The following is a 25,920-nucleotide window of genomic DNA, read 5'->3' on the forward strand; positions in this document are numbered from 1 at the left end:
CATTCGCATCTCAGCGCCGACCGTGGAGGTACCCGTGCCGGAAGGTTTCCACCCGCCCCAGCAGGCTCGCAGCCGGGCGTCACTGGAGAAGGTGCTGGCCGCGGCCGAGCACGTGCTCGGTCACCGCGGCCACGAGGAGTTCACGATCGGCGCGGTCGCGGACCAGGCGGCCCTGTCGGTGGGCGCGATCTACCGCCGCTTCGCCGGCAAGGACCAGCTCCTGTTCGCCGTGAAGGACCAGCTGCTCGGCCGCCTGGAAGCGAACGTCGGCGATGCACTCCGCGACGCAGGCAGCGGAGCGCGCGAGGTCGTCGGCGCCTTCACCCGGGCGTTGGCGGATACGTTCGCCGCCCACGACCGGATCTTCTCCGAACTCCTCGACGGCCAGCGCGCCGACGGGCGCGAACGCGGTCTCCAAGCCCTGGCCGCCATCCAGCAGGCCTTCGTGGAAGCCGCGGGCGATCGCCCGGCCGTCCGGATGGCCGCCCGGACCGTCATCGGCGCGTGCGTGCACCGCGCCGCCACCGGGCGGTACTGGCCCGACGGTCTGGACTGGACCACCTGGGCCGCCGAGACCACCGAGATGGTGCTCGCCTACCTCGCGTCCGCGAAGTAGGCGTCCAGCGCCGCGTCCCACGGCCGCATCGGGGTCAACCCCGCCTTGGCCCACGACGCCGGGGACAGCACCGAGTACGCCGGCCGCGTAGCCGGGCGGGGGAACTCCGCCGTCGTGCAGGGCTTCACCCGGGACGGGTCCGCGCCCAAGTGGGAAAAGATCGCGCGGGCGAAGCCGCACCAGCTCACCGCGCCCGCGTTCGTGCAGTGCAGGATCCGCTGCGACGGCCCGTCGCCCGCCGCCACGCGGGCAGCCAGCTCGAGCAACCCCGCCGCCAGGTCGGCCGTCCACGTGGGACCGCCCACCTGATCGTCCACAACGGACAGTTCCGGGCGGGAAGACTCCAACGCGGCCATCGTCTTCACGAAGTTCGCCCCGGACCGGCCGTAGAGCCACCCGGTCCGCACCACCCACGAAGCCGCGCCCGACCCGAGGACCGCGTCCTCGCCCGCCGCCTTCGTGCGGCCGTACGCCGAGCGCGGGCCCAGCTCGTCGCCCGGCTCGTACGGCCGGGATGCGTCACCGGGGAACACGTAATCCGTCGACACGTGGATCAGCGGCACCCGCCGCGCCGCGCACGCCGCCGCCAGCACGCGCGGGCCGTCGGCGTTCACCGCGAACGCGCGTTCCTCGTCCGTCTCCGCCGCGTCGACCGCCGTGTACGCCGCCGCGTTCACTACCACCGGTGCCGAGCCCGCTTCCCGCGCCCGCTCGGCCAGTGCGCCGACCGCGGCCAGCACCTGGCCCGTCTGCGTCACGTCGAGCTCGGCCGACCCGGGGGCCACGACCTCCACCGCGGGCGACGCCAGTGCGGCGAGGTCCCGGCCGAGCTGCCCGGAACCCCCGGGCACGAGCACCGTCAGCGGCACAGAAAACCCCTACTTCTTCAGCGCGGCCCGGTTCGCCAGGGGCTCCCACCACGCGCGGTTGTCCGTGTACCAGGCCACTGTCGCGGCCAGACCGTCCTCGAAGGACACGCGCGGAGCGTACCCCAGCTCCTCGGTGATCTTCGTGATGTCCACCGAGTACCGGCGGTCGTGCCCCTTGCGGTCCTCGACCGGCTCGACGCTGTCCCAGCCCGCGCCCACCGCGGCGAGCAGCTTCTCCGTCAGCTCGCGGTTGGTCAGCTCGGTGCCGCCGCCGATGTTGTAGATCTCGCCCGGCCGCCCGCTTTCGGCGACCAGCTGGATGCCGTGGCAGTGGTCGTCCACGTGCAGCCAGTCACGGATGTTGAGCCCGTCGCCGTAGAGCGGCACCTTCCGCCCGTCGAGCAGGTTGGTGACGAACAGCGGGATGACCTTCTCCGGGAACTGGTACGGACCGTAGTTGTTGGAGCACCGGGTGATGCACACCGGCAGCCCGTGGGTGCGGAAGAACGACCGCGCCACCAGGTCCGACGACGCCTTCGACGCCGAGTACGGCGAGTTCGGCTCCAGCACGTGCTCCTCGGTCCACGAACCGTGCTCGATCGAGCCGTACACCTCGTCGGTGGACACGTGCACGAACTTGCCGACGCCGGCTTCCAGCGCCGACTGCAGCAGGTTCTGCGTGCCGAGCACGTTCGTCAGCACGAAGTCGGCCGCGCCGAGGATCGAGCGGTCCACATGCGACTCCGCGGCGAAGTGCACGACGAGGCCCACGCCCGTCATGACGTCCGCCACCAGCGCGGTGTCGCAGATGTCGCCGCGGACGAACCGCAGTCTCGGATCGGCGGCGACCGGGGCCAGGTTGGCCTCGTTGCCCGCGTAGGTGAGTTTGTCCAGCACGACCACCTCGGCGTCACGCAGCGCCGGGTAGGCGCCGGTCAGCACCTGCCGGACGTAGTGCGACCCGATGAAGCCGGCACCACCGGTGACCAGGACCCGCATCTTCCCGCCTTTCCGCACGCCCCGGCCGGGGCGTTCCGCCCCCAGCCTACGGAGGCCCCACAACACCCTCAGTAGAGTCTGCTTGGAGGCACACCGGTGCCCTGGGGGAAGCACGGGGTTCACAGGGGAGGAAGCGCGTGACCGAACCGGCTGCGCCGACCATCCCGGCACGTCACGGCGTTGCGGTCTTCGCCCGCCGCGGCGGCAAAGTCGTCGTGTCGCTGCTGTCCGTCGCCATCCTCGCCCTGACCTGGTACGGCTGGAACTACATCGGCGACCCGAACACGGGCCTGACGACTACCAACGTCTTCGCCGACACCGAGGCGCACGCGAAGCCGCTCGACGGCGCGATCGACATCCTCCTGGTCGGCCAGGACAGCCGCACCGACGCGCAGGGCAACCCGCTGCCCCGCGAAGTGCTCGACATGCTGCACGCCGGCGTTTCCGACGGCGAACTGAACACCGACACGATGATCCTCGTGCACATCCCCCAGAACGGGAAGCACGCGATCGCGGTGTCGTTCCCCCGCGACTCGTGGGTGGAGCTGGCCGGCGGGTTCGGCAAGCACAAGCTCAACAGCGCGTTCGTCTACGCGTACACGGACACTTACCGCGCGTTGCAGCGCCAGGGCATGACCGACCTCAAGGAAGCCGACGCGCAGGCCAAGGTCGCCGGGCGGAAGAACCTCATCGCCACGCTCGAGAAGTTCATCGGCAAGCCCGGCATGATCGACCGCTACGCCGAGGTCAACCTGGCCAGCTTCTACGAGATCACCAAGTCGATCGGCGGCGTCGAAGTCTGCCTCAAGGGCCCGGTCAAGGAAGCGAAGTCCGGCGTCGACCTGCCGGGCGGCCGCCAGACGATCGAAGGCGTGCAGGCGCTCGCGTTCGTCCGCCAGCGCTACGGCCTGCCCAACTACGACCTCGACCGGATCGCCCGCCAGCAGGCGTTCCTCTCCGGCCTGGCCCGCAAGGTGATCTCGAGCGACGTGCTGACCAGCCCGGGGAAGATCGCCGACCTGGTCTCGGCGGTGAAGAAGTCCGTCGTGGTGTCGCAGGGCTGGGACCTGACCGAGTTCGCCGAGCAGATGCGCGGCCTGACCGGCGGCAACATCGAGTTCCACACCATCCCGACCCTCGGCAACGCGACCATCGGCGGCGCCGACGTGCTGCGCGTCGACCCGGCCCAGGTGGCGGCGGAGGTGGCGCGGCTGACGTCGGACGGGGACACCCCGGCCGCCCCGACGTCGACGCAGCTGACCGGCGCGAACGCCGTCACGGTCGAGCTGTTCGACGGCACGGGCTCGCCGTCGCTGGCCGGCCAGACCCACACGATGCTGCAGGGCAAGGGTTTCACCCTGGCCGCCGACCAGCGGCTGAGCACCCGCACCACCACCGTCGTCCGGTACAACCCGGCCGACGGAACCGCGCTGGGCCTCATCAAGCAGGCACTGGGCACGACGGTCCAGGCCGAGCCGGACCGGGACGTCGCCGCCGGGCACGTGCGCGTGCTGCTGGGCAAGGACTTCCGGAACTCGGCCGCCGGGCCGGGTGGCGCGCCGACGTCGTCGGCCGCGAAGCCGACCGCGCCCCCGGCCGCCGCCACCACCCCCGCCGCGCCGCCGATCACGGCGGGCGACGTCCCCTGCGTCAACTAGACTGCGTACGCAGGGTGTTCGGGGGGAGGCGGGCCAGCGTGGCCGAGAACCAGGAAGAACCGGAGACGAGCACCGAGCCGGTTACGGAGAGCGACGACGTCACGCCGTCGCCGGTCCCGCGGGAGGCGTCCGGCCGGTCGCGGGTGCGCCGCGTGGGCCGGGTGAGCCGCCGCGTGGCGGTGGGCCTGGTGTCCCTGCTCGCGCTCGGGGGCAGCGGGTACGTCTACGTCACGAAGGACCAGCTGCAGAGCACCGTCCCGACGACCGACGTGCTCACGCCGCGGGCCGGCGAGCCCGCACCCCCGCCGGCGGACGACGGCGCGGAGGACATCCTGCTCGTCGGCAGCGACGCGCGGACGGACGCCCAGGGCAACGCGCTCCCGCCGCGGGTGCTGCGGCAGCTGCGCACCGAGGCCAACAACGGCGCGGTCAACACCGACACGGTGATCCTGCTGCGGGTGCCGAAGAACGGCGGCAAGCCGTCGGCGATTTCGATCCCGCGCGACACGTGGACGACCATCCCGGGCCGCGCCGAGGGAAAGATCAACTCGGCGTACGGCATCGCGAAGGCCCACTTCGCCCAGCAGCTGCGCGAGCAGGGCGAGCACGACCAGGCGAAGATCGAGCGCGACTCCGACACCGAGGGCCGCCGGGTGCTGGTGCAGACCGTGCAGGACCTCACGCAGGTGCGGGTCGACCACTACGCGGAGATCAACCTGCTGGGCTTCTACCTGCTGACCGAGGCGCTCGGCGGGGTCAAGGTGTGCCTCAACCACGCGACCGAGGACAAGGATTCGGGCGCGAACTTCCGCCGCGGCGAGCAGACGGTCTCGGGCGGCGAGGCGCTGTCGTTCGTCCGCCAGCGCAAGAACCTGCCGCGCGGGGACCTCGACCGGATCGTGCGGCAGCAGGCGTTCCTGTCCTCGGCGCTGCACCAGCTGCTCTCGGCGGGCACGCTGACCAGCCCCGGCACGATGAACGACCTGATGGACGCGGTCCACCGCTCGCTGACCCTGGACCCGGGCCTCGACCTGCTGCAGTTCGCGCAGCAGGCGAAGGGGCTCGCGTCCGGGGACCTGGCCTTCGCGACGATCCCCGTCGTGACGGCGAACGGCCGGAGCGCCGACGGGCAGAGCATCGTGCAGGTCGACGTCAAGGCGGTCCGCGAGTTCGTGGCGAGCTTGGCGGGCCGCCCCGCGCCGGCGGCGGCCCGGCCCGCGTCGGGCGGCGGCTCGGGCAGCGGCGCCGCCCCCGCCGCGGCGCCGCTGCTCCGAGACTCCCCCGGCGTGCCCTGCGTCAACTGACCCCGGGCTTCGTCAGGCGAAGTCGGCGCGGTGGTCCTCCGCCCACCGGCGGAACGTCCGCGGCGCGTGGCCGGTCACCTCGCGCACGACGTCCGTCACCACCGACGGCTCCCGCGTCGTCCGTTCCATCGCGCGCAGGACCTCCGGCGGGACCTCCGGCGGCCAGCCCAGCGCGGTCATCCGCGCGGCGGCCTGCTCCGGCGTCAGCTCCTCGACGCGCAGCGGCCGGCCCAGGACCTCGGCCAGCACCGCCGCCTGCTCCCGGAAGCTGATCGGCTCCGGGCCGCTCAGCTGCAGGGCCGCGCCCACGTGCGAGCCGTCCGCGAGGATCTTCGCCGCGACGTCGCCGATGTCCCGCTCGTGGATCGCGCCGATCCGCGAGTCGGGGAACGGCGTCCGGACCACGCCGTCGGCGACGTCCGCGCGCCAGCCCAGTGCGTTGGTGGCGAACGAACCCGGGTTCAGCAGCGTCTCCGCGAACGGCGCCGCGATCAGCGCCTCCTCCACCACCCGGTGCAGGCGCGCGATGCGGCTCTGCGCCGACCGCGGCTCGAGCGTCGCGCCGGACGACAGCAGCACGACGTGCCGCACGCCGGCCGCTTCGGCCGCCTTCACGAACCCCTCGATGCCCTGCGGGCGCACGTAGAGGAAGACCGCGGAGACGCCGTCGAGCGCGGGCTCCAGCGTCGAGGCCTCCTCCAGGTCCGCGCTCACCTTCGCGACACCGTCCGGAACGTCGAGCTTCGCGGCGTCCCTGCTCGCGGCGCGGACGTTCTGACCTGCGGAAACGAGGGCATCGAGGACCGCGCGGCCGACGTGTCCACTGGCCCCGGTGACGAGGATGGTCATGCTGTCCCCCAGCTTTCGAATAGGTTTGCTTGCAAAGCAAACGTACTGAGGGCGGCGATCCGGTGTCAACCGGCGCGGCGCGTGGTCCGCGCTTTAGCCTGGTGCGCATGAGCCTGACCGACGAGCTGCTGCGCCCGCTGCCGGCCGCCCAACCGTTGATCACCCACTACGACGACCAGCTCGGCAGCCGCGTCGAGCTGTCCGTCGCCACCACCGCCAACTGGGCGGCGAAGACGGCCAACTGGCTGACCGAATCGTTCGACGTCGAGCCGGGCGACGCGGTGGCGGTGCAGCTCCCGGCCCACTGGCAGACCGTCGGCGTGCTGCTCGGCGCGTGGTGGTGCGGGGCGCGCGTGGTGACCGAAGGCACCGGCGCGCGCGTGGCGTTCGTCGGCCCGGACGACCCGGAACCGACCGGCGCGGCGGCCACCGCGGTCGTGACGCTCGACCCGATGGGCCGCGGCCTCGCCGAGCCGCCGGGCGGCGGCGCGTTCGACTACCTGAGCGAGGCGCGGCTGGCCGGCGACCAGTTCCACCCGCTCCGCCCGGTTCCCGGCGGCACGCCCGCGCTCTTCGAGTCCACTGTGGATGAGGTACTGGCCGAAGCGCGGGCCCGCGCGGCGAAGCTCGGCCTCACCACGGCCGACCGGGTGCTGTCCACCCGGGACTGGAGCGGGCCGGACGGCATCCTCGACGGCCTGCTCGTGCCCTTGGCCGCGGGCGCCCACCTGGTCCAGGTCAGCCACGCGGACCAGGCGAAGCTCGCCTCCCGCCGCGAAGCCGAACGCACCACGGCCGACCTCCCGGCGTAACCGCGGCGAACGGCCCGTCGGCGGACGTCGAAGTCCGCCGACGGGCCGTTCACGGCGTGGGGGTCAGGCGTTGGCCAGTTCGCCGACCTCGGCGTCGCGGCGGGCGCGCTTGCGGCCCCACAGCAGGTGGTCGAGCGAGAGCCGGCCGCCGTTGAAGCCGAGCGCGAGCCCGGCGAGGGCCAGCACCAGGACCAGTTCGTAGCCACCCTGGCCGGTCAGGCCGTTGTCGATGTGCACGGAAAGCAGCGCGCCGACCGAGATCACGACGTACCCGATGCCGACGAGCGGCAGCAGGAAGCCGGCGATGAACGCGATCGAACCGAGGATCTCGACGGTCATCGCGAACACCGCGGCGGCCGTGGGCAGCGGGATGCCCGACATCTCGAAGAACTTCGCCGTGCCGCCGATGCCGTTGTTCCACTTCTGGAGCCCGTGCGCGAGGAAGACGACCGCGACGCCGATCCTCCCCAGCAACAGGGCCACGTCCTTGAATCGTCCGAACATCCGGTTTCAGCTCCCGAGTAGGTGAAAGTTCAACTGACCCGACCCAAAGTAGGGCACCGGGCACCTTCACCGAAGCTCCGGACGGTGATCGACAGGAAACCGACAGGCACCGTTCAGCGTTTGTGCGCCCGGGCCGCGCCGAAGCAGTACACGCCGAACGCGGCGAGGCCGAGCGCCACGATGATCAGCAGCACGGTGCCGAACGGCTGGGCCGAGAGCGTCTTGAGGGCGGCGTCCAGCCCGCCGGCCTTGTTCGGGTCGGCCGTGAACCCGGCGATGGCCAGCAGGATCGCGACGATGGCCAGGACAACGCCCTTGGCCAGGTAGCCCGTGGTCCCGATCGTGCCGATCCAGCGCTGGGCCTTTCCCGGCAGCTCCGACGTGTTCAGGTCCTCGAGGAACTTCTTCTTCGCACCCTTGAGGCCCGCGGCGATGGCGACGCCGAGGACGCACGCGGCGGCGATCACGACCAGCGCCGGCCCGGCGGGCAGCTGGAGCAGCTTGGCCGTGAACTCCTGCTGCTTCTGGTTGCCGGACCCGCCGCCCCCGCTGCCGGTGGCGATGCGGATGGCGGTGACGCCGAGCAGGATCACGACGACGCCGCGCGCGGCCGCGCCGATCCGCTTGCGCGTCCGCTTGCCGCCGGTGACCCACTCGTAGCCGGTGGCGGCCATCAGGAACTGCCAGAGCCCGAACAGGATCAGGCCGACGGCGACGATCCAGAGCAGGATCTGGCCGAAGGCCGTGGAGCCGATCTGCTGCAGGGCGCCCTTCTGGTCCGCCTGCTCGCTGTCGCCGAAGGCGACCTGCAGGGCGAGGTAGGCGATCACCAGGTGCACGACGCCGTAGCAAGCCATGCCGACGCGCCCGAGCAGCTGCGCGGTGTTGCTCTTCTCGCCTCGTTCGGCGGTGGCCTCTGTCCGGTTCATGCCTGCTCTAATACCCACGTCCGACCTTGATCCGCTGGGCCAACCGGCCTAATCACGGCCTGTGCCCGGAACGGACGCCAGCGTGGCCGGGCTCAGGCGGGGCGGCGCCGCACTTCGTCGAGGCGGGCCCAGCCGCCGTTGACCGCGAGCAGCGTCAGGACCTGTTCCGCCTGCTCGGCGAAGCGGGCGAGGTCGTCGTGCAGCAGGGCGGCGCGTTCGCCGTCGAGCTGGTCGAAGTCGTCGAACCACAGCGAGATGGCCGAGCCGGCGGTGACGGCGAGCCCCTGCGTCAGGCTCAGGAACCCGGGCGAGGGCGCATCGGCGGCCGCCCGGTAGGCGGTCTCGATCTCGTCGCACGCCGCGAGCAGGTCACGCAGCTGCCGGACGGCGCCGGCCGGGGTCCCGTCCCAGGCGGCGCCCGGCCAGGCGCGATCGGACAGCTCGAGCCACAGCCGCCAGCCGGCGACCAGCTCGGCTTCGTCGTGGGGCGTCCAGGACGCCGGAACCGGCCAGTACATCCTTCGAGGGTGACACCGCCGGGGCGTGAATCCGCCCCGGCGGTGGGTTATGTCTCATGTGGCGAAATTCAGCCGATGACGGGCGGCACCGGCACGCAGGGCGGCGTCTTGGCGTGCGCGGGATCGAGCGCGTTGAGCACCAGCCCCTCGGCGACGGGGTCGTAGGTGATGCCGAGGTGGTCGGTGAAGTCGAGCCCGCAGACGTTCTGCAGGAGGATGTTGCGGACGTTGGCCGCCGGGGCGAGGAAGGCGCTGGTGTACGGCGTCACGACGTCGTCGTAGCGGGTCTGGATGACGGTGTACTGGATGCCGGGCACGGTCTCCCCGCCGGCGTTGAGGTCGGTGAGGAAGTCCGAGCCGACGGCCTGTTCGTTGCAGGCCTGGCAGAAGGCGCCGAGCCCGGCCGGAACGCCGGGGATCATCTCCAGCGTGCTCAGCAGGCCGAAGAGATCGGTGCCGTGGTTGGACGGCGACAGCCCGACGAGCCGGCTGATCTTGTCCGCGCCGCCGAGGTACTTGATCCAGTACCGGACGTTCATCCCCCCTTGCGAGTGCCCGACGACGTCGAGCTTCGACGCGCCGGTGGTCCGCAGGATCCGGTCGCCGAACGCGGCAAGCGCTTTCGCGGTGTCGGCGATCGGCCCCACGGTCTGCAGGAAGGCGCCGGGCGCGCCGCCGAAGTTCCCGGCGAAGACGCAGTAGCCGGCGTCGGCGAGCTTCTGGGAGAGGTTGGCCCAGTTCTCGTAGGCGTTGGCGGTGGTCCCGTTGGAGAGCAGGACGGGGTTCGGATGCCGTTCCGAGGGCTTGCAGTCCCAGTCGTTGGCCCCCGGCGGCGCGATGGTGGGTGCGCCGAGCGAGTAGGCCGCGGCCGTGAGGATGTTCGGCTGCACGGGCCCGGTCGGTTCTCTTCCCGCTGCCTCGCTCGTGCCGGCCCCGAGCAGGAGTGCCGCCACCGTGGCGGCGGCCGCCGTGAGCCACCCGCGCGTCGTCATGCCCATCCGCTTCACCTCTCTGTGAACCGATGGTGATCCGCGTCACCGCAGGTTTAACGCGCGGGTAACTTGTTCGGACCTCCCCCTGGTGGGTCATTTTCCTTCGGCGTCATAGCTGGTAAGAGCCGACCGGAAGTAGCCGGCCAGCTTCTCGACGGCGGGGTCGGAGTACTCCTTCTTGTCGTAGAGGTCGACGTGGCTGGCGCCCTCGATCCAGTGGAGTTCCTTGGGGCCGGCGGCCCGCTGGTGGACTTCGACGGCCATCCACGACGTGACGGCCCGGGTCCCGGCGATCTGGAGCAGCGGCCGCGGCGCGATGAGCGGGACGGCGTGGAAGGCGTCGAACGACGCGAGCTTGTCGACGCTCGGCCAGGTGAGGTGCTTCGCGGACCGTTCGTGCGCCCCACGCGGGGTGCAGTAGTACTCGAAGCCCTCGACGCCGTGCTCACCGCCGAGCGCACCGGCCTGCTCGGCCGTCTCGGGGAAGACCGGCATGACACCGGGGTCGTCCCCGCGCGCGGCCGCGGTGCGGGCCTGCGCGGCGAGGTCGAGCAGGCCCTGGAAGACCGCCGGGTCCTGGGTGCCGTCGGCGCCGTACCGGAACTGCCGGGCGACGTCGACACCGCAGACGGTGGCGACGGCCTTGACCCGGTGGTCACCCCCGGCCGCGGCGAGCGAGTAGCCACCGGAGGCGCAGATGCCGAGCAGGCCGATGCGCTCGGCGTCGACGTCTTCACGGGTGGCGAGGAAGGAGACGGCGGCCTTGAAGTCCTCGACGCGCTGGGCGGGGTCTTCCAGCCCGCGGGGCAGGCCCCCGGACTCGCCCTGGTGGGCGGCGTCGAAGGCGAGGGTGACGAAGCCGCGTTCGGCCAGCAGCCGGGCGTAGGTACCGGAAGCCTGCTCCTTGACGCCGGTGCCGGGGTGCCCGACCACGATCGCGGGCAGCGGCCCGGCGGCCGGGGCGTCCGGGGTGTGGAGGTGCGCGGCGAGCGGGATGCCGGCGCTGTCGAAACCGACGGTGGTCTTGGGCATGGGGGGTCTCCTCGATCGGGTACGCCACCACGTTCCGCCGTAGTCCGCCCGGCCGGGAGAGACAGGTTTCTGCCTGGGAAAGAACTTGCCCCCCGTTGCGCACCCACACCGACGGCGGCGACCCGGGAGACTGGAGGCATGACGCCGGACTCCGACCCGAGGGCGCTGGGCGCGTACCTCAAGGCCCGCCGGGCCCAGCTGACCCCGCAGGACTGCGGCTTGCCCGAGCCGGAGGCGGGCCGCAGGGTGGCGGGCCTGCGCCGGGAGGAGGTCGCCCACCTGGCGTCGATCAGCGTGGACTACTACACACGGCTGGAGCAGGGCCGCGTCCGCGCATCGGCACCAGTGCTGAGCACGCTGGCCCGGGCGCTGCGCCTGGACGCAGACCAGCAGCGGTACGTGTACGAGCTGGCCGGCCGGGTGGACGCGCTCCCCCGCCGCCGCCGGACCGGGCAGAGCGTGCGCCCGGCGATGCGCCGCCTGCTCGCCCAGCTGACCGGAACACCGGCACTGGTCCTGGGCAAGCGCCTGGACATCCTGGCCTGGAACTCAGCGGCGGCGGTCCTTTTCACGGACTTCGAAGCGATCCCACCGGAGCACCGCAACTATCTGCGCCTGCTGTTCACGAATTCAGAAGTCCGCGAACTGCACGAGAAGTGGAACCACGACGCCCGCGAAGCGGTAGCGGCATTGAGAATGGAGGCGGCAGCCGACCCGGCCGACCCGGAGCTGGCCCGCCTGGTCGGCGACCTGGCCATCCAAGATTCGGACTTCCGCAGGTGGTGGGCGGAGCACCACGTGAACAGCGCGAGCTACGGAACAAAGCACTACCACCACCGCCGAGCAGGCAGCTTGACCCTGGACTGCGACACGTGGGCCAGCCCGGACGGCTCAGGCCAGCGGTTGATGGTCCTGACAGCCGAGCCGGGAACCCCGTCCCACGACGCGTTGCAGTTCCTCACGGCAAAAACACGGACGGCGGCAGCTCGTCAAGGCACGCTTTCCCGCCTTGACGAGCTGCCGCCGTCCGTAGTCACAATGGCGAACCGGGGTGGCGAAAAGATCAGCCCTTCAGCAGAGCCCGAGCCATGACGACCTTCTGGATCTGGTTGGTGCCTTCGTAGATCTGCGTGATCTTGGCATCCCGCATCATCCGCTCAACCGGGAAGTCCCGCGTGTACCCCGCCCCACCGAAGAGCTGAACGGCATCCGTGGTCACCTCCATGGCGATATCGGACGCATAGGCCTTCGCAGCCGAAGCCATGAACCCGGCCCGCTTGTCCCCGCGTTCGGAAGCCGCCGCGGAGGCGTAGACCAAATGGCGGGCCGCCTCGATCTTCGTTCCCATGTCGGCGAGCATGAACTGGACACCCTGGAACTCGGCGATCGACTTGCCGAACTGCTTGCGGTCCTTCACGTACGCCACCGCAGCGTCCAGCGCACCCTGAGCGATGCCCAGTGCCTGGGCACCGATCGTCGGCCGGGTGTGGTCGAGCGTGCGCAGGGCCGTCTTGAGGCCCGTCCCCGGCTCGCCGATGATCCGGTCCGCCGGGATGGTGCAGTTCTCGAAGTAGATCTCGCGGGTGGGCGAGCCCTTGATCCCGAGCTTCTTCTCCTTCGGCCCCACGGAGAACCCGGGGTCGTCCTTGTGCACGACGAACGCCGAGATCCCGTTGGCCTTCTTCTCGGCCTCGGGGTCGGTCACGGCCATCACGGTGTACCAGGACGATTCACCCGCGTTGGTGATCCACGCCTTCGTCCCGTTGAGCACCCAGTGGTCCCCGTCGAGCCGGGCCCGCGTCCGCATCGACGCGGTGTCCGAGCCGGCTTCGCGCTCCGACAGCGCGTACGACGCCGACGCCTCGCCCGACGCGATCGAGGGCAGCACGAGCTTCTTCAGCTCCTCGGAGGCGGACAGGATGATCGGCTGCGTGCCCAGCTTGTTGACCGCCGGGATCAGTGACGCCGACGCGTCCACCCGCGCGACCTCTTCGATCACGATGCAGGCGCCGACGGCGTCCGCGCCCTGGCCGTCGTACTCCTCGCCGATGTGGACGGCGTTGAACCCGGACTTGACCAGCGCGTTGTACGCCTCGATCGGGTAGCGCTCGTTCTCGTCGACCTCCGCCGCGTACGGCGCGATCTCCTTCTCGGCCAGAGCCCGGACCGCGGCCCGCAGCTCCTCGTGCTCCTCGGCAAGCTGGTACAGGCCGTCAGTCACTTACGGTCACCTTCTCTACGACGTCGGGAGGGATCTGTCGATGTTAGCGCTCGTTCACCTGCGTCGTCCTTGTGGCGTTGACCGCACCGTTCGTATGGTCGGGTGATGCCGATCACCGCGCCGACGACGCCGCCCGGTCTGCCCACCTCCCTCGACTACCCCGAAGTCCCCGTCGGATCGATCCTGGCGGCGGGTGCCGCGCGCTGGGGCGACCGGACGGCCTTCGCCCACGACGGCCACAGCCTCACCTTCGCCGAGACCTACCGCGCCGCGTGCCGGTTCGCCAACGCCCTGCGCGAGCGCGGCGTCGGCCGCGGTGACGTCGTGGCCCTGCACCTGCCGAACTGCCTGGCCTTCCCGGTCGCCTACTACGGCACGCTGCTGGCCGGGGCCACCTTCAGCCCGGCGAACCCCCTGCTCCCGCCGGACGACCTCGCCTTCCAGCTCGCCGACTGCGAGGCCGCGGCCGTCGTGACGTTCGGCCCGGTCGCGGGCGCGCTGGCCGGCGTCGCCGACCGCATCCCGGCGCGGTTCACCGTCGTCGTCCGGCCCACCGGCGACCTGCCCGGCGGTGCCGTCGAGTTCGAGGCGTTCCACGCCGGACAGCCCGAGAGCCGCCCCTCGGCGGAGTCCTCGCTGCACGAGGACCTCGCGCACCTGGCCTACACCGGCGGCACCACCGGCCGCTCCAAGGGCGTGCGGCTCTCGCACCGCAACGTCGTGGTCAACACGCTCCAGCACGCCTGCTGGGGCACCGGCTCGGTGCCGGCGCTCGACGCGCGCGGCGACGTCACGATCGACCAGATCGGCAGCGAGGACGAGTGGCCGACGCGGCTGGGCACCGGCGTCGCCATCAACCTGACGCCGTGGTTCCACGCGATGGGCATCATCGGCGGCCTCAACGCGGCGGTGCTCGCCGGCACGACGATGGTCCTGCACACGCGCTTCGACCCGGCGGCGTACGTCGCCGACGCCGAACGGCTCCGCATCACCGGCATCGGCGGCGCGCCGGCGTTGTTCGCCGCCCTGCTCGCGACGCCGTCGTTCCACACGGCCGACCTGTCGTCGGTCCGCTCGATCGGCTCGGGCGCGGCACCGATGAACCACGCGATGATCAACGCACTGCGCGAGCGCTTCCCGGGCGTGGTGGTCACCGAGGGCTACGGCCTCACCGAGGCGACGATGGGTGCGGTGATCTCGCCGACGTACCGGTCGGGCACGCGCAAGGTCGGCTCGGTGGGCCTGCCGATCTTCGACACGCAGGTCAAGATCGTCCCGGCCGACGGCGGCGAGGACCCGCTGCCGCCGGGCGAGCAGGGCGAGGTCTGCCTGCGCGGCCCGCAGATCATGCTGGGCTACCGCAACCGCCCGGAGGAGACGGCCGCGGCTCTGGTGGACGGCTGGCTGCACACCGGCGACATCGGCATCCTCGACGCGGATGGTTACTTGTCCATCGTGGACCGCAAGAAGGACATGCTGCTGTACAAGGGGTACAACGTCTTCCCGCGCGAGCTGGAGGAGCTGCTCATCACGCTGCCGGGCGTGGCGGCGGCCGCGGTGGTCGGCCGCCCCGACCCCGAGGTCGGCGAGCTGCCGGTCGCCTTCGTGGTGCCCCGCGGCGAACTCGACAAGGACGAGCTGATGGCCGCGGTCAACGAGAAGGTGCTGCCGTACAAGCGGTTGCGGGAGGTCCACGTCGTCGAGCAGATCCCGGTGTCGGCCGCCGGGAAGGTCCTCAAGCGGGAACTCCGGCAGCAGCTGATCGGCAAGCTCGACGGCTGACCGCCGCCGAAGCCCACCCGGCGCCGGCCGGGTGGGCTAGTGCCCGGTCTTCTCGCGCAGGGCCGCGTCCTTGTCCAGGACGAGCTTCTCCAGGTCCGCCTGGAACCGCGCCATCTTCGCGCGCAGGCCTTCGTCGGACGCCGCCAGGATGCGGACCGCCAGCAGGCCCGCGTTGCGGGCGCCGCCCACCGAGACCGTCGCCACCGGGACGCCCGCCGGCATCTGGACGATCGACAGGAGGGAGTCCAGGCCGTCCAGGTACTTCAGCGGGACCGGGACGCCGATCACCGGCAGCACCGTGGCCGACGCCACCATGCCCGGCAGGTGGGCCGCGCCGCCCGCGCCCGCGATGATCACGCGGATGCCGCGCGCCACCGCGGACGTCGCGTAGTCCAGCATGCGCTGCGGGGTGCGGTGCGCCGAGTAGACGCCGACCTCGTACTCGACGCCGAACTCGTCCAGCGCCGCGCCCGCGGCCTCCAGCGTCGGCCAGTCCGAGTCGCTGCCCATGATCACGCCCACCTGCGGCGCCATAGCTGATCTCCTAGTGGATTTCGTAGCCGTCGAGCCAGACGGCGTGGGACAGCCAGTGCGCCGACAGCAGCGCCCGGTTGCGCAGGTCTTCCATGCGCTCGCCGGTGAAGTTGACGTGCCCGAGCTTGCGTCCCGGCCGCTCCTGCTTGCCGTACAGGTGCACCCGCGCCTCCGGGTACCGGGCGAACAGGTGGTGCAGCCGCTCGTCCGGCCCCATCGCGGGCAGCTCGGGCGCGCCCAGCACGTTCGCCATCACGCACGCCGGCGCGACCAGGTCGGTCCGGCCCAGCGGGTAGTCGAGCACCGCCCGCAGGTGCTGCTCGAACTGCGACGTGCGCGCGCCGTCCATGGTCCAGTGGCCAGAGTTGTGCGGGCGCATCGCCAGCTCGTTGACCAGCAGCCCGGTGTCGGTCTCGAACAGCTCGACGGCGAGCAGCCCGGTGACGTCCAGCGTCGCCGCGATCCGCAGCGCCAGGTCCTGGGCCTCGTGCACCCGCGAGTCGTCGAGCCCCGGCGCCGGGGCGAGGACCTCGGTGTTGATCCCGCCGGTCTGCACCGTCTCGACCACCGGGTACGCCGCACCCTGGCCGAAGGGCGAGCGGGCGACGAGCGCGGACAGCTCCCGCCGCATCGCCACCTTCGCCTCCACCAGCAGCGCCGTGCCCGCGGTCAGCAGCTCCGGCACGGTTTCGCGGGCGTGCTGCGCGGTGTCCAGCATCCAGACGCCGCGGCCGTCGTACCCGCCGGTCGACGCCTTGAGCACCACCGGCCAGCCGTGCTCGCCGCCGAACGCCACCACGTCGTCCACAGTGGACACCTCGGCGAACGCCGGGCCCGGCACGCCCAGGCCGGCCATCATCTCGCGCATCACGAGCTTGTTCTGCGCGAACCCCAGCGCCGACGGCGCGGGCCGGATGACGAAGCCCTCCATCGCGAGCGTCAGCAGGTGCTCGCCCGGCACGTGCTCGTGGTCGAAGGTGAGCACGTCGACCGAGGCCGCGAACTTCCGCAAGGCGTCGAGGTCCGTGTGGTGCCCCAGCGTGACGTCGCCGGCGACGAGCCCCGCGGCTTCGTTCTCGCCCACGGCGAGCACGCGCAGGGACTGGCCGAGGGAGATCGCCGCCTGGTGGGTCATCCGGGCCAGCTGGCCGCCGCCCACCATGCCCACGACGGGCAGACCGGTGTGTTTGTCCATAGCGCCGATCAGCCTAAACGGTCACCAAGCCGGTTGACCGCCGGACCAGGCGAAGCTCACGCACCGCGAGCCCCACGATCCCGCCCGCCGCCGCGAGCACGTAGAGGTTGCCCAGGACCGACCAGCCCAGGCCCCAGCCGAACTCCGCGTTCCCGCCGTTGGGCACCAGCATCACGATCTGCGAGGCGAACAGCGCCGTGACCGCCGCCGCGGCCCACCACCGCGCCTTCACCACCAGGAGCGTGATCAAGGGCACGCACCAGACCCAGTGGTGCGACCACGACACGGGCGAGAGCAGCAGCCCGTAGAACGCCGTCACGAGCAGCGCGCCCGCGTCCTCACCGCGCCGGTGCAGCCGCACGACCAGCCACACCGCCGGCCCGGCGAGCAGGAGCGCCACCCCGACCGCCACCGCCAGCGACCAGGGAGCCAGCTCCGAAGCGCGGTTGACCAGCCCGTTGAGCGACTGGTTGAAGATCCAGTGCACCGACCCGACCCGGCTCGGGTCGGTCGCCGAATCCCGCCAGAACCGCGCTGCGTCGACCGGGATGACCGCGAACATCGCCGCTTCGAGCACCACGAACGTGCCCACCGCGCGCAGCCCGTCCTTCCACCGGCCCGTGAAGAACAGATGCGGCACGAAGATCAGCGGGGTCAGCTTGATCGCCGCCGCCACGCCGATCAGCACGCCCGCCCAGCGCGACCGACGCGCGGCGAGCACCAGGACGTCCAGCACCACGAACGCCATCAGTATCAAGTTGATCTGGCCCAGGAACAGCGTCTTCCACACCGGTTCCAGCGCCAGCGCGACGGCCGTTCCCGCCGGCAGCGCCCACCGGCTTCTTCCCAGAAGCGATGCGCGCCCCGGCGGCGACGAAACCACCGTGATGACGACCATAAGGCCGACCACCGACAAAAATGCGATCACGCCCCAGACCAGGCCGGACGGCACGAGCGCGAGCGGCAGGAACAGCGGCGCGGCGGCCGGGGTGTAGGTGAACGGCAGCCGCACCCAGTCCGGCAACGCGGTCAGCACGTCCCGCGTGTACAGCGGGTCGCCGTGCACCAGCGTCAGCGCGCCCGCGCGGTAGACGGCGCTGTCCGCGCCGAGGTGCCAGCCCGCCAGCCAGCCGACCACGCCGAAGGCCAGGACCAGCAGCGCGAGCACACCGGCGAGAACGCGGCCGGCGCGCGCCTCAGACGCCGGCGGGGACGTCGACATCCGCGGCCGCCTTCTTCCGCGCCCGCCGCTGCAGGCCCCAGCGCAGCGCGAGCGCGGCGGCCAGCACGACCGGCATCAGGATGTAGGCGTCGCCCAGGACGTTCTGCCACACCTTCCAGTGCAGCTCGACGTTGCGGCCGTTCGGCAGGATCAGCAGCACGCAGCTGACGAACACGAACGCCACCAGGCCGGTCCCGACCCAGCGCCGCCACGCCGTCTTCGGGGTCGTCTTCGGCAGCCGCGAAACCAGCAGCACGATCAGCGGGATCACCCACACCCAGTGGTGGGTCCACGAGATCGGCGAAATCAGCAGCGTCCAGAACGCGGTCACGAGCAGCGCGGCCAGCGCCTGGCCCTTGCGGTGGAAGCGCAGGAGCAGCCACAGGGCCGGGATCGCGAGCAGGAAGCCGATGCCCATCGCCGCCTTCGACGCCCACGGCGCGAGGTCGGTGGCCCGGTTCATCAGCGCGTTCAGCGACTGGTTGCCCGCCCAGTGCACCGGCCCGATCCGGCCGGTGTCCGGCAGCGTGACGGTCCAGTACTTGGCGGCGTCGTGCGCGTTGATCAGGAACATCAGGCCCTGCAGCAGCACGAACGTCGCCAGGCCGCGCAGCGCGTCCTTGCGGCGGCCGGTGATGAACAGGTGCCCGAGGAACACCAGCGGCGTCAGCTTGATCGCCGCCGCGACGCCGACCAGCACCCCGCCCCAGCGGCTCCCCCGGGCGCCGATGACCAGCATGTCCAGCAGGATCATGGCCATCAGGATCAGGTTGATCTGCCCGAGGAAGATCGTCCGCCACACCGGTTCGAGGCCGAGGAACACCAGGAAGAACACGATGGTCGAGCGGGCGGGCGAGGCCCACCAGCGCGGCCCGTCGGCGGCCGGGCGCGGGAGCGCGCCGATCGCGATCCGGATCGACAGCGCCATCGCGACCAGCGAGACGGCCGTGATCAGGCCCCAGGAGATCTGCGTCGGGAACGCCGCGAGCGGGACGAAGATCAGCGCCGCCGTCGGCGGGTAGGTGAACGGCAGCAGCGCCCACCACGGCTCGTTGGGCAGCGTGTTCGCGTCGTAGAGGGAGTCGCCGTTCAGCAGCGTCAGCGCGCCGGCCCGGTACACCGCGCTGTCGACGCCGAGCACCCAGTCGTGCTGCCAGCCGTAGATGCCGTACCCGATCGCGAACAGCGGGATCACCGACAGGATCAGCATCGACCGCGGGCGGACGGAGAGGCGGGCGAGGGACTTCCGCAGGGCCAGCCGGTGCTGGGGTCTGCCGCCGGTTTCGCCGTCGACGTCGGTGGGTACGGTCCGGGTCACCCCATCAGGAAATCATGACCGGCCCGGTCGCGGTCGGAAGGGTCCTGGCGGAAGCGGACTTTTCCGGTGTTCTACGCGCGCGCCAACTGGGCCAGCAGGTCGCAGGCCAGTTCGTGGGTGGCGGGCAGCCGCACCGCCGAGACGCGCGGCCGTCCGACGTCCGCCAGCTGCGCGTCGACCGACAGCCGCTCGTGCAACGCCCTCCGCAGCGCGACGCCGTGCGACGCGACCCGCTCGTCCTTCGGGACCAGGGCGGCGACGACGGACGGCCCCAGCGAAGCGACGCTCTGCCCGCTGTCGAACACCGTCCGCAGCGCGTCCGCGACCAGGATCATCCCGGTCAGCCGCGGGAACCCGGCGACGGCGGTGAGGTCGAGCGAGACGACCAGCAGCACGTGGTCGTCGGCGGCCGGCCGGTCGCGCGCGGCGGCGGCGCGGTAGACCTCCTCGAGCCGCGTCCGCAGGTAGGCGGCCGTGGGCAGGCCGGTCAGCGGGTCGGCGACCTCGGTGTGCACGAGCTGGTCGGTGGCGACGTCCGCCCAGGCCAGCGCGGTGGTCCGGAGCAGCCGAGCCGGTGTGGCGTCGACGTCCGGTGTGACGAACCCGTCGCCGCCGTGGCCCAGGACCGCGTGCAGCGCGGCGAGGTCGGCGAGGGTTTCGGCGAGGCCCGCACCCGCCGCGGCGCGGGCCCTGGCCAGCCCGGCCAGCGCCGTTTCGGCGGCTTCGACGCGGCCCTTGGCCATCACCGCCGCGCAGACGGCGTCGACCTCGGGCAGCGCCCAGTCGCTCGGGAACCGCCAGCCGGCGGCGAGGCTGGCCGTGCGCCAGCGGGCCCGCAGCGCACGCAGGGAAGCGTCGCGCTCGGCCGGCGTGCGCGGGGCGTCACCGGAGCCGGGTCGCGCAGCCGGAGCATCCACTGGCCACCCGCCCCTTTCGTCCGGATCGTGTCGATCTTGTCGAGTGCTTCACGTTGAGGACGTACCCCGATGGGCACCGTGACGCGTACTGACCGGTTTTTGTCATGGTCCTTTTCCCCGTCCCGGCGCAGGGGTGGGTGATTTTGCTCCGCCGTCGGAGTCATCGGGCGGACCGCGACGTGACGGCCGGGGGTGGGTCAGTCACACTTGTCACGTGTCCCGGATCGGCCTGTAATGGCAGGTCCTGGCTTTAGCCGACCAAGGAGTGCCGTGTCCACCGTTCCCGCCGATCTCAGCGGAAAGAGTGACGCCGAGCTGATCGCGGAGGTCCGCTCCGGGAAGATCGCGTCGTACGGGGCGCTCTACGAACGGCACACCGGTGCGGCCCACAACCTGGCCCGTCAGCTGGCCCGCTCGAGCTCCGAAGCCGACGATCTCGTGTCCGAGGCGTTCGCCAAGGTGCTGGACACGCTCCGTAGCGGCAAGGGCCCGGACACAGCCTTCCGGGCGTACCTGCTGACCGCCCTGCGTCACACCGCGTACGACCGCACGCGCAAGGAGCGCCGGGTCGACCTCAACGAGGACATGACCGAGGTCGGTGGGCACGCCGCCGAGGCGCTGACCGTGCCGTTCTCCGACACCGCCGTCGCCGGGCTCGAGCGGACGATGGCCGCCCAGGCGTTCGCGCGGCTGCCGGAACGCTGGCAGGCGGTGCTGTGGCACACCGAGATCGAGCAGCAGAGCCCGGCCGAGGTCGCACCGCTGCTGGGCCTGACCGCGAACGGCGTCTCCGCGCTCGCCTACCGCGCCCGGGAGGGCCTCCGGCAGGCCTATCTGCAGGTCCACCTGCAGGAGAACGCCGAGGAGCGCTGCCAGGCGTGCGCCGAGCGGCTCGGCGCGTGGACCCGCGACGGCCTGTCCAAGCGGGAACGCGTCCAGGTCGAGAGCCACCTCGACGAGTGCGGCAAGTGCCGGGCGCTGGCCGCGGAGCTGGCGGACGTCAACGGCGGCCTGCGCGCAGTCATCGCCCCGATCGTCCTGGGCGGCGCCGCACTGGGCTACCTCGCGACCATCGGTGCCGCCAAGGCGAGCGCGGCCACGGCGGCCACCGCGGGCGCGGGTGCCGCCGGTGCCGCCGCGGCCGGCGGCAAGAGCGGCGCGGCCACCGCGGCGAGCCCCCGCCAGTTCGCCGGAGTCGCCGCTTCCGCCACGGCGATCGTCGTCGCCGTCGTCGTCGCGCTCACCGCGGGCGGCGAGACGCAGAACGTCCCGGTCGCCGTGCAGGAGCCGCCGCCGGCCCAGCAGGTCCAGCCGCCGGCCCCGAAGCCGCCGCCACCGGCCCCGCCCGCCGCTCCGCCGGTCGAGCCGCCGGCCCCGCCGGTACCCCCGGCACCCCCGGCACCCCAGCCACCGGCCCCGCCGGCGGCGCCCCCGGTCGCGCCCGCGCCGCCGCCGGTCGCGCCGCCCGCCCCGGCCCCGCCGCCGGTGCCGGTCCCGCCCGCTCCGGCGCCGCCGTCGATGTCCGCGACGACCCCGCCGGACGGCGTCGAGCTCAGCCCGGGCACCGCGGCGAACGTGCCGATCACCGTGCGCAACGACGGCGGCAGCCCGTCCGAGCCGGTGGCGGTCGCGCTGAACCTGCCCCGCGGGGTGCGCGCGGTCGACACCGGCGGTGGCGGCGCGCCGATGGCCCGCGCGGAGGCCGCCGGCCCCGTCTCGGTCAACTGCCCCAGCGGTCAGGGCACCGTCACCTGCAAGACCGGCGCGGGCCTGCAGCCCGGGCAGAGCGCGACGCTGAACTTCCGCCTGCAGGCCGACGAAGACGCCGAGGGCGGCACGGTCACCGGGTCGGTCACCGCCGGCGTGCAGATCTCGGTCAAGGTGAGCGTCAAGGTCACCGTGAAGCTGCCGCCGGACGCCGTGGTCCTGGAGGCGCAGGGCGACGGGCTCTCGGCGTTCCCCTGGAACCACAACCCGCTGGTCTACGTCCGCGTCCGCAACACCGGCGAGTCGACGAAGCCGGTCACGGTCACCTTCGACGCCCCGCTCAAGCAGTGGTGGAGCCTGCGCGGCTTCCCCTGCACGACGACCGACGAAAGCGCGACCTGCACGACGAAGAGCGCGGTGGCGCCGGGCCAGCACGTCAACCTGTGGGTGCGGCTCCTGGGCCGTCCCAACGACGGCCGCGTGACGATCAACGCCCGGCTCGGCCGGGCGTCGGCGCGACCGGTGACGGTGGACTTCGGCTGCTGGCGCCACTGGTGCGGCAAGGACCCGACGTCCACGACGACCACCCCGCCGGTGACCACGACGCCGGCCAAGCCGAAACCGACGCCCACGAAGCCGAAGCCGCCGGTGACGACCAAGGAGGAGCCGACGGTCGAGCCGCCGGTGTCGACGACCACGACGAGCGCGCCGCCGCGCTCCCGCGGGAGCTCCGGCACCAAGCCGCCGACGGTCAGCCCCGAGAAGGCTTTCGGCTGGCTGACCGGGTAGCGTCCGCGCGGCGCACGAGGCCGCGCTGTCCTTCCTGTTCAGCGGCATCGCACTGGGCCTGAACGCGCGGCCGCAGTGGTTCTCGCGGTACGTGCTGGACCTGCAGGCGCCGCGGCTTCCGCCGTTCGGCCGCCCGCGCACCGCGTCCGGCGGGGCCGGTCGATATCCGGACATTCACGACAGCAAGGCCGCCTGAACCACAGGTCAACGCGGGTGCTCCTAGACTGCGTGGTGTGACCGTTGTGGAAACCGTGCTCAAGCGCACGCCGGAGCCACTGCGTTCGGTGCTGATCAAGCACCGGGAGCTGCTGAAGTTCGCGATCGTGGGCGGCACGACGTTCCTGGTCGACAACGGCGTCTGGTACGCGTTGAAGCTCACGGTGCTGGAGCCGAAACCGACCACGGCGAAGGCGATCGCGATCATCGTCGCGACCATCGTGTCCTACATCCTCAACCGCGAGTGGTCCTTCCGGACCCGCGGCGGGCGCGAGCGGCACCACGAAGCCGCGCTGTTCTTCGTCATCAGCGGCATCGCCGTCGGCGTCAACCTGATCCCGCTGATCGTCTCGCGGTACGTGCTCCACCTCGAGGTCCCGCACGTGACGTTCCTGGTCCAGGAGATCGCGGACTTCCTGAGCGGCTCGATCATCGGCATGCTGCTGGCCATGTTCTTCCGCTTCTGGGGCTTCAAGAAGTGGGTCTTCCCGGACGAGCTGGGCGAGCGGCGGCGGGACAGCGACCAGGTGACCCACCTCCCCTGAGCAAACTCCTTGCACTTTGACATGTAGTTGTCTACTGTCATCCTCGTCAGTGTTCCTGCGCAGAGGACGCCGTCCGGGTTCGGCCGGGCAAGCGGGACGATTCGAGGTGGTTTCCGAGCGCGAAGAGGTCGCATCCGTCCGCGGATGACGATGGCACCTTTTCCCGGCTCGACGGGACGCGTTTTCCCGCGCGTCCGCATCTCTCGTCCCTTCTGACGAACCAAGGACTCCTTCTTGAGCACCACCGCGCCTCAGCGCGCCCTCAACCCTGCCCTCGCGGGCCTGTTCCTGTCCGTCTTCCTCGCGATGCTCGACGCCCAGATCGTCGCCACCGCGCTCCCCCGGATCGCCGCCGAGTTCGGCGGGACCGGCGCCTACGCCTGGGTCACCACCGCCTACCTGCTCGCCGGGAGCGCCACCGCGCCGCTGTACGGCAAGCTCGGTGACGTCTTCGGCCGCAAACGCGTGCTCCTGGGCGCGCTCGCCCTCTTCCTGCTCGGCTCGCTCGCCTGCGGCCTGGCACCGTCGGCGGCGTTCCTGATCGCCGGGCGCGTGCTGCAGGGCACCGGTTCCGGCGGCCTCTTCGTCTCCGTCGGCGCTTCGCTCGGCGAGATGTTCACGCCTCGCGAAGGCGCGAAGTACTTCGGCTGGTTCTCGATCTGCTTCGCCGTCGCCTCGCTCGCCGGTCCGGTCGTCGGCGGCCTGCTCACCGGGCTCGCCGGCTGGCGGGCGGTCTTCCTGGTCAACCTGCCGCTCGGGCTCGTCGCCCTCGCCTGCCTCCGCGCGCTCGACCTGCCGAAACGACGTCGGGAAGCACCGTTCGACTTCGCCGGTGTGGTCCTGCTCGGCACGGCGATCACCGGCTTCACGCTGCTCACGCCGTGGTCGATCGCCGTCGGCGCGGCCGCGGCCGGGGTGTTCGTGTTCGCCGAACGGCGGGCCGCAGCACCGGTGCTGCCCCTGCGGCTGTTCCGCGACCGGACGTTCACCGTGTCCGTCCTGCTCAGCGTGCTCGCCGGGTTCGCGTTCCTCGGCTCGGTGAACTACATCGCGGTCTTCCTGCAGGCCGACGCCGGTCCGGCGGAAGGCGGGCTGCGGCTGCTGCCGATGACGCTCGCGGTGGCGGCCGCCTCCCTCGTCGCGAGCAAGGTCATCGCCCGCACCGGCGCGTACCGCTGGGCACCGCGGTCGAGCATGGCGCTCGGCCTGCTCGCGGTGCTCGGCCTGCTCACCCTGGACGGCCTGCCGGCCGCGCTCGGCTGCCTGGTCGTCTTCGGCGTCGCCGCCGGGCTGAACCTGCAGGTGCTCGCCATGGCCACGCAGAACACCGCCCCGCCGGCCGACCGCGGCGCGGTCGCCGCCGGCGTCAACCTCGCCCGGGCACTCGGCTCGGCCCTCGGCCCGGTCGCGCTCGGCTTCGCCTACCGAGCCGGCACCCACGGCGTGTTCCTCGCGCTGCTGCCGGTCCTCGCGCTCGCCCTCGTGACGGCGTTCGCGCTCCCCCACGTCCCGCTTTCCCGCCAGGAGAACCCCCGATGATCTTCGTGCTCGGCGCCACCGGCAAGGTCGGCCGCGCCCTCGTCCCCGCCCTGCTCGACGCCGGTGCCGCGGTCCGCGCCCTGACCCGCGACCCGGCGAAGGCCCGGCTCGACCCGCGCGCCGAAGTGGTCCGCGGCGACCTCGACACCGCGGACCTGCCCGCCCTGCTCGACGGCGCGGACCGCGTGTTCGTGCTGACCCAGGGCGACACCGCCGGCCGTGAATCCGCCGTCGCCCGGGCGGCGGCCCGGGCCGGCGTCACCCACCTCGTCAAGCTGTCGACCACGGGCGTCCACTTCGGACAGACCGACCCGATCACCCGCGCGCACGCCGAAGCCGAGCAGGCGGTCCGCGAAGCCGGGCCGGCGTGGACGATCCTGCGCCCCGGTGCCTTCATGGACAACCGGTTCGCCTGGCTCGGCACCATCCGCGAAGAGAACGCCGTGTACGTGCCCGAGGGCGATCCGGCGTCCGCGCTGGTGCACGTCCGCGACATCGCCGCGGTCGCGACGCTCGCGCTGACGACGTCCGGCCACGAAGGCGCGACCTACGAGCTCACCGGCGGCGAAGCCCTCACCACCGAAGAGCAGGTCGCCGTCCTGTCGGAGGCGATCGGGCGTCCCGTCGAGTACGTCGAAGAGCCGGAAAGCGCGGCCCGCGAGCGCATGGTGCGGCAGTTCGGCTGGCCCGCCGAAGCCGTCGACGGCTTCTTCGCGCTCAAGCGCGAGTCCGGTGCGCACGAGCACGTCGTCTTCGACACCGTCGAGCGGCTGCTCGGCCGGCCGCCGCTGACCTTCGCGGCCTGGGCGCGGGACAACGCGTCCGCGTACCATCACCACGAGTGACGATCCGG

24 protein-coding genes are annotated in these 25,920 nt (G+C 72.1%); 10 read left to right on the plus strand and 14 right to left on the minus strand.

Annotation, left to right across the window (positions count from 1 at the left end):
• The first annotated feature begins 34 nt into the window (after positions 1 to 34).
• Positions 35 to 616 carry a TetR/AcrR family transcriptional regulator gene (locus ACLJPY_RS21460; RefSeq protein WP_410590886.1) on the plus strand — a complete coding sequence of 194 codons (582 nt, stop codon included), beginning with the start codon at positions 35 to 37 and terminating at the stop codon, positions 614 to 616.
• Here ACLJPY_RS21460 and rfbD read toward each other — a convergent pair.
• Both rfbD and rfbB read right to left on the minus strand, forming a co-directional pair.
• Positions 595 to 1,485, minus strand: a complete 891-nt coding sequence (gene rfbD, locus ACLJPY_RS21465) for a dTDP-4-dehydrorhamnose reductase (RefSeq protein WP_410590887.1) — start codon at positions 1,483 to 1,485, stop codon at positions 595 to 597. The genes ACLJPY_RS21460 and rfbD overlap by 22 nt on opposite strands.
• Before the next feature lie 9 nt (positions 1,486 to 1,494).
• Positions 1,495 to 2,484 (minus strand): dTDP-glucose 4,6-dehydratase, encoded by a 990-nt coding sequence (gene rfbB, locus ACLJPY_RS21470; RefSeq protein ID WP_410590889.1) that lies wholly within the window; start codon positions 2,482 to 2,484, stop codon positions 1,495 to 1,497.
• A gap of 137 nt (positions 2,485 to 2,621) precedes the next feature.
• Here rfbB and ACLJPY_RS21475 point away from each other — a divergent pair, with 137 nt between their 5' ends.
• A complete protein-coding gene (locus ACLJPY_RS21475) occupies positions 2,622 to 4,142 on the plus strand; it encodes an LCP family protein (RefSeq protein WP_410590890.1) in 1,521 nt (506 codons plus the stop codon).
• 38 nt (positions 4,143 to 4,180) lie between these two features.
• Complete coding sequence (locus ACLJPY_RS21480; protein ID WP_410590891.1) at positions 4,181 to 5,446, plus strand: LCP family protein; 1,266 nt, start codon at positions 4,181 to 4,183, stop codon at positions 5,444 to 5,446.
• Positions 5,447 to 5,458: 12 nt separating this feature from the next.
• Here ACLJPY_RS21480 and ACLJPY_RS21485 read toward each other — a convergent pair whose 3' ends face one another.
• A complete protein-coding gene (locus tag ACLJPY_RS21485) occupies positions 5,459 to 6,295 on the minus strand; it encodes an NAD(P)H-binding protein (RefSeq protein WP_410590893.1) in 837 nt (278 codons plus the stop codon).
• A 107-nt stretch (positions 6,296 to 6,402) separates the two neighbouring features.
• On the opposite strand from ACLJPY_RS21485, the gene ACLJPY_RS21490 reads away from it, so the two are divergent.
• Positions 6,403 to 7,107 (plus strand): TIGR03089 family protein, encoded by a 705-nt coding sequence (locus ACLJPY_RS21490; RefSeq protein WP_410590895.1) that lies wholly within the window; start codon positions 6,403 to 6,405, stop codon positions 7,105 to 7,107.
• A 63-nt stretch (positions 7,108 to 7,170) separates the two neighbouring features.
• On the opposite strand, the gene ACLJPY_RS21495 is transcribed toward ACLJPY_RS21490, so the two are convergent.
• The 5 genes from ACLJPY_RS21495 to ACLJPY_RS21515 all read right to left on the minus strand — a co-directional run bounded on the left by ACLJPY_RS21495 (position 7,171) and on the right by ACLJPY_RS21515 (position 11,082).
• The gene (locus ACLJPY_RS21495) at positions 7,171 to 7,611 is read right to left on the minus strand and encodes a DoxX family protein (RefSeq protein WP_410590896.1); all 441 of its coding nucleotides are present in this window, start codon (positions 7,609 to 7,611) and stop codon (positions 7,171 to 7,173) included.
• 113 nt (positions 7,612 to 7,724) lie between these two features.
• Positions 7,725 to 8,540 carry a DUF1206 domain-containing protein gene (locus ACLJPY_RS21500; protein WP_410590897.1) on the minus strand — a complete coding sequence of 272 codons (816 nt, stop codon included), beginning with the start codon at positions 8,538 to 8,540 and terminating at the stop codon, positions 7,725 to 7,727.
• Between the two features lie 92 nt (positions 8,541 to 8,632).
• Positions 8,633 to 9,058 carry a hypothetical protein gene (locus tag ACLJPY_RS21505; protein WP_410590899.1) on the minus strand — a complete coding sequence of 142 codons (426 nt, stop codon included), beginning with the start codon at positions 9,056 to 9,058 and terminating at the stop codon, positions 8,633 to 8,635.
• 68 nt (positions 9,059 to 9,126) lie between these two features.
• Complete coding sequence (locus ACLJPY_RS21510; RefSeq protein ID WP_410590901.1) at positions 9,127 to 10,056, minus strand: esterase/lipase family protein; 930 nt, start codon at positions 10,054 to 10,056, stop codon at positions 9,127 to 9,129.
• Between the two features lie 87 nt (positions 10,057 to 10,143).
• Positions 10,144 to 11,082, minus strand: a complete 939-nt coding sequence (locus ACLJPY_RS21515; protein ID WP_410590902.1) for an alpha/beta hydrolase — start codon at positions 11,080 to 11,082, stop codon at positions 10,144 to 10,146.
• A 138-nt stretch (positions 11,083 to 11,220) separates the two neighbouring features.
• Here ACLJPY_RS21515 and ACLJPY_RS21520 point away from each other — a divergent pair, with 138 nt between their 5' ends.
• Positions 11,221 to 12,174: a helix-turn-helix domain-containing protein gene (locus tag ACLJPY_RS21520; protein ID WP_410590904.1), complete on the plus strand. Its 954-nt coding sequence runs from the start codon at positions 11,221 to 11,223 to the stop codon at positions 12,172 to 12,174.
• Here the strand turns inward: ACLJPY_RS21520 and ACLJPY_RS21525 are convergent.
• Complete coding sequence (locus ACLJPY_RS21525; protein WP_410590906.1) at positions 12,146 to 13,303, minus strand: acyl-CoA dehydrogenase family protein; 1,158 nt, start codon at positions 13,301 to 13,303, stop codon at positions 12,146 to 12,148. The genes ACLJPY_RS21520 and ACLJPY_RS21525 overlap by 29 nt on opposite strands.
• A 105-nt stretch (positions 13,304 to 13,408) precedes the next feature.
• On the opposite strand from ACLJPY_RS21525, the gene ACLJPY_RS21530 reads away from it, so the two are divergent.
• A complete protein-coding gene (locus tag ACLJPY_RS21530; protein ID WP_410590907.1) occupies positions 13,409 to 15,085 on the plus strand; it encodes a class I adenylate-forming enzyme family protein in 1,677 nt (558 codons plus the stop codon).
• A 36-nt stretch (positions 15,086 to 15,121) separates the two neighbouring features.
• Here the strand turns inward: ACLJPY_RS21530 and purE are convergent, their stop codons facing one another.
• The 5 genes from purE to ACLJPY_RS21555 form a co-directional block, all read right to left on the minus strand.
• A complete protein-coding gene (gene purE, locus ACLJPY_RS21535; RefSeq protein ID WP_043786548.1) occupies positions 15,122 to 15,619 on the minus strand; it encodes a 5-(carboxyamino)imidazole ribonucleotide mutase in 498 nt (165 codons plus the stop codon).
• A gap of 10 nt (positions 15,620 to 15,629) precedes the next feature.
• The gene (locus ACLJPY_RS21540) at positions 15,630 to 16,814 is read right to left on the minus strand and encodes a 5-(carboxyamino)imidazole ribonucleotide synthase (RefSeq protein WP_410590909.1); all 1,185 of its coding nucleotides are present in this window, start codon (positions 16,812 to 16,814) and stop codon (positions 15,630 to 15,632) included.
• Positions 16,815 to 16,827: 13 nt separating this feature from the next.
• Positions 16,828 to 18,036: a glycosyltransferase 87 family protein gene (locus ACLJPY_RS21545; RefSeq protein ID WP_410590911.1), complete on the minus strand. Its 1,209-nt coding sequence runs from the start codon at positions 18,034 to 18,036 to the stop codon at positions 16,828 to 16,830.
• The gene (locus ACLJPY_RS21550; protein WP_410590913.1) at positions 18,011 to 19,354 is read right to left on the minus strand and encodes a glycosyltransferase 87 family protein; all 1,344 of its coding nucleotides are present in this window, start codon (positions 19,352 to 19,354) and stop codon (positions 18,011 to 18,013) included. The genes ACLJPY_RS21545 and ACLJPY_RS21550 overlap by 26 nt, the downstream gene beginning before the upstream one ends.
• A gap of 71 nt (positions 19,355 to 19,425) precedes the next feature.
• Positions 19,426 to 20,271, minus strand: a complete 846-nt coding sequence (locus ACLJPY_RS21555) for a GGDEF domain-containing protein (RefSeq protein ID WP_410590915.1) — start codon at positions 20,269 to 20,271, stop codon at positions 19,426 to 19,428.
• 270 nt (positions 20,272 to 20,541) lie between these two features.
• Here ACLJPY_RS21555 and ACLJPY_RS21560 point away from each other — a divergent pair, with 270 nt between their 5' ends.
• From ACLJPY_RS21560 to ACLJPY_RS21575, 4 genes are all read left to right on the plus strand, one after another.
• On the plus strand, positions 20,542 to 22,767 hold the full coding sequence (locus tag ACLJPY_RS21560) for a sigma-70 family RNA polymerase sigma factor (RefSeq protein WP_410590916.1): 2,226 nt from the start codon (positions 20,542 to 20,544) through the stop codon (positions 22,765 to 22,767).
• A 233-nt stretch (positions 22,768 to 23,000) separates the two neighbouring features.
• Positions 23,001 to 23,528, plus strand: coding sequence for a GtrA family protein (locus tag ACLJPY_RS21565; protein WP_410590918.1), 528 nt, complete (start codon positions 23,001 to 23,003; stop codon positions 23,526 to 23,528).
• A 234-nt stretch (positions 23,529 to 23,762) separates the two neighbouring features.
• Positions 23,763 to 25,067, plus strand: coding sequence for an MFS transporter (locus ACLJPY_RS21570; RefSeq protein WP_410590920.1), 1,305 nt, complete (start codon positions 23,763 to 23,765; stop codon positions 25,065 to 25,067).
• The gene (locus ACLJPY_RS21575) at positions 25,064 to 25,912 is read left to right on the plus strand and encodes an NAD(P)H-binding protein (RefSeq protein ID WP_410590922.1); all 849 of its coding nucleotides are present in this window, start codon (positions 25,064 to 25,066) and stop codon (positions 25,910 to 25,912) included. Before ACLJPY_RS21570 ends, ACLJPY_RS21575 begins: the two co-directional genes overlap by 4 nt.
• Positions 25,913 to 25,920 lie beyond the last annotated feature (8 nt).

The organism is Amycolatopsis sp. lyj-23, assembly GCF_046549135.1.
Classification (GTDB): domain Bacteria; phylum Actinomycetota; class Actinomycetes; order Mycobacteriales; family Pseudonocardiaceae; genus Amycolatopsis.

Excerpts from the sequence above, each read along its gene's own strand:
- ACLJPY_RS21530 (WP_410590907.1), top strand. The coding sequence starts at position 13,409 with ATGCCGATCACCGCGCCGACGACGCCGCCCGGTCTGCCCACCTCCCTC.
- ACLJPY_RS21485 (WP_410590893.1), bottom strand. The coding sequence starts at position 6,295 with ATGACCATCCTCGTCACCGGGGCCAGTGGACACGTCGGCCGCGCGGTC.
- ACLJPY_RS21505 (WP_410590899.1), bottom strand. The coding sequence starts at position 9,058 with ATGTACTGGCCGGTTCCGGCGTCCTGGACGCCCCACGACGAAGCCGAG.
- ACLJPY_RS21545 (WP_410590911.1), bottom strand. The coding sequence starts at position 18,036 with ATGTCGACGTCCCCGCCGGCGTCTGAGGCGCGCGCCGGCCGCGTTCTC.
- ACLJPY_RS21540 (WP_410590909.1), bottom strand. The coding sequence starts at position 16,814 with ATGGACAAACACACCGGTCTGCCCGTCGTGGGCATGGTGGGCGGCGGC.
- ACLJPY_RS21490 (WP_410590895.1), top strand. The coding sequence starts at position 6,403 with ATGAGCCTGACCGACGAGCTGCTGCGCCCGCTGCCGGCCGCCCAACCG.
- purE (WP_043786548.1), bottom strand. The coding sequence starts at position 15,619 with ATGGCGCCGCAGGTGGGCGTGATCATGGGCAGCGACTCGGACTGGCCG.
- ACLJPY_RS21495 (WP_410590896.1), bottom strand. The coding sequence starts at position 7,611 with ATGTTCGGACGATTCAAGGACGTGGCCCTGTTGCTGGGGAGGATCGGC.
- ACLJPY_RS21520 (WP_410590904.1), top strand. The coding sequence starts at position 11,221 with ATGACGCCGGACTCCGACCCGAGGGCGCTGGGCGCGTACCTCAAGGCC.
- ACLJPY_RS21575 (WP_410590922.1), top strand. The coding sequence starts at position 25,064 with ATGATCTTCGTGCTCGGCGCCACCGGCAAGGTCGGCCGCGCCCTCGTC.
- ACLJPY_RS21515 (WP_410590902.1), bottom strand. The coding sequence starts at position 11,082 with ATGCCCAAGACCACCGTCGGTTTCGACAGCGCCGGCATCCCGCTCGCC.
- ACLJPY_RS21510 (WP_410590901.1), bottom strand. The coding sequence starts at position 10,056 with ATGGGCATGACGACGCGCGGGTGGCTCACGGCGGCCGCCGCCACGGTG.
- rfbB (WP_410590889.1), bottom strand. The coding sequence starts at position 2,484 with ATGCGGGTCCTGGTCACCGGTGGTGCCGGCTTCATCGGGTCGCACTAC.
- ACLJPY_RS21500 (WP_410590897.1), bottom strand. The coding sequence starts at position 8,540 with ATGAACCGGACAGAGGCCACCGCCGAACGAGGCGAGAAGAGCAACACC.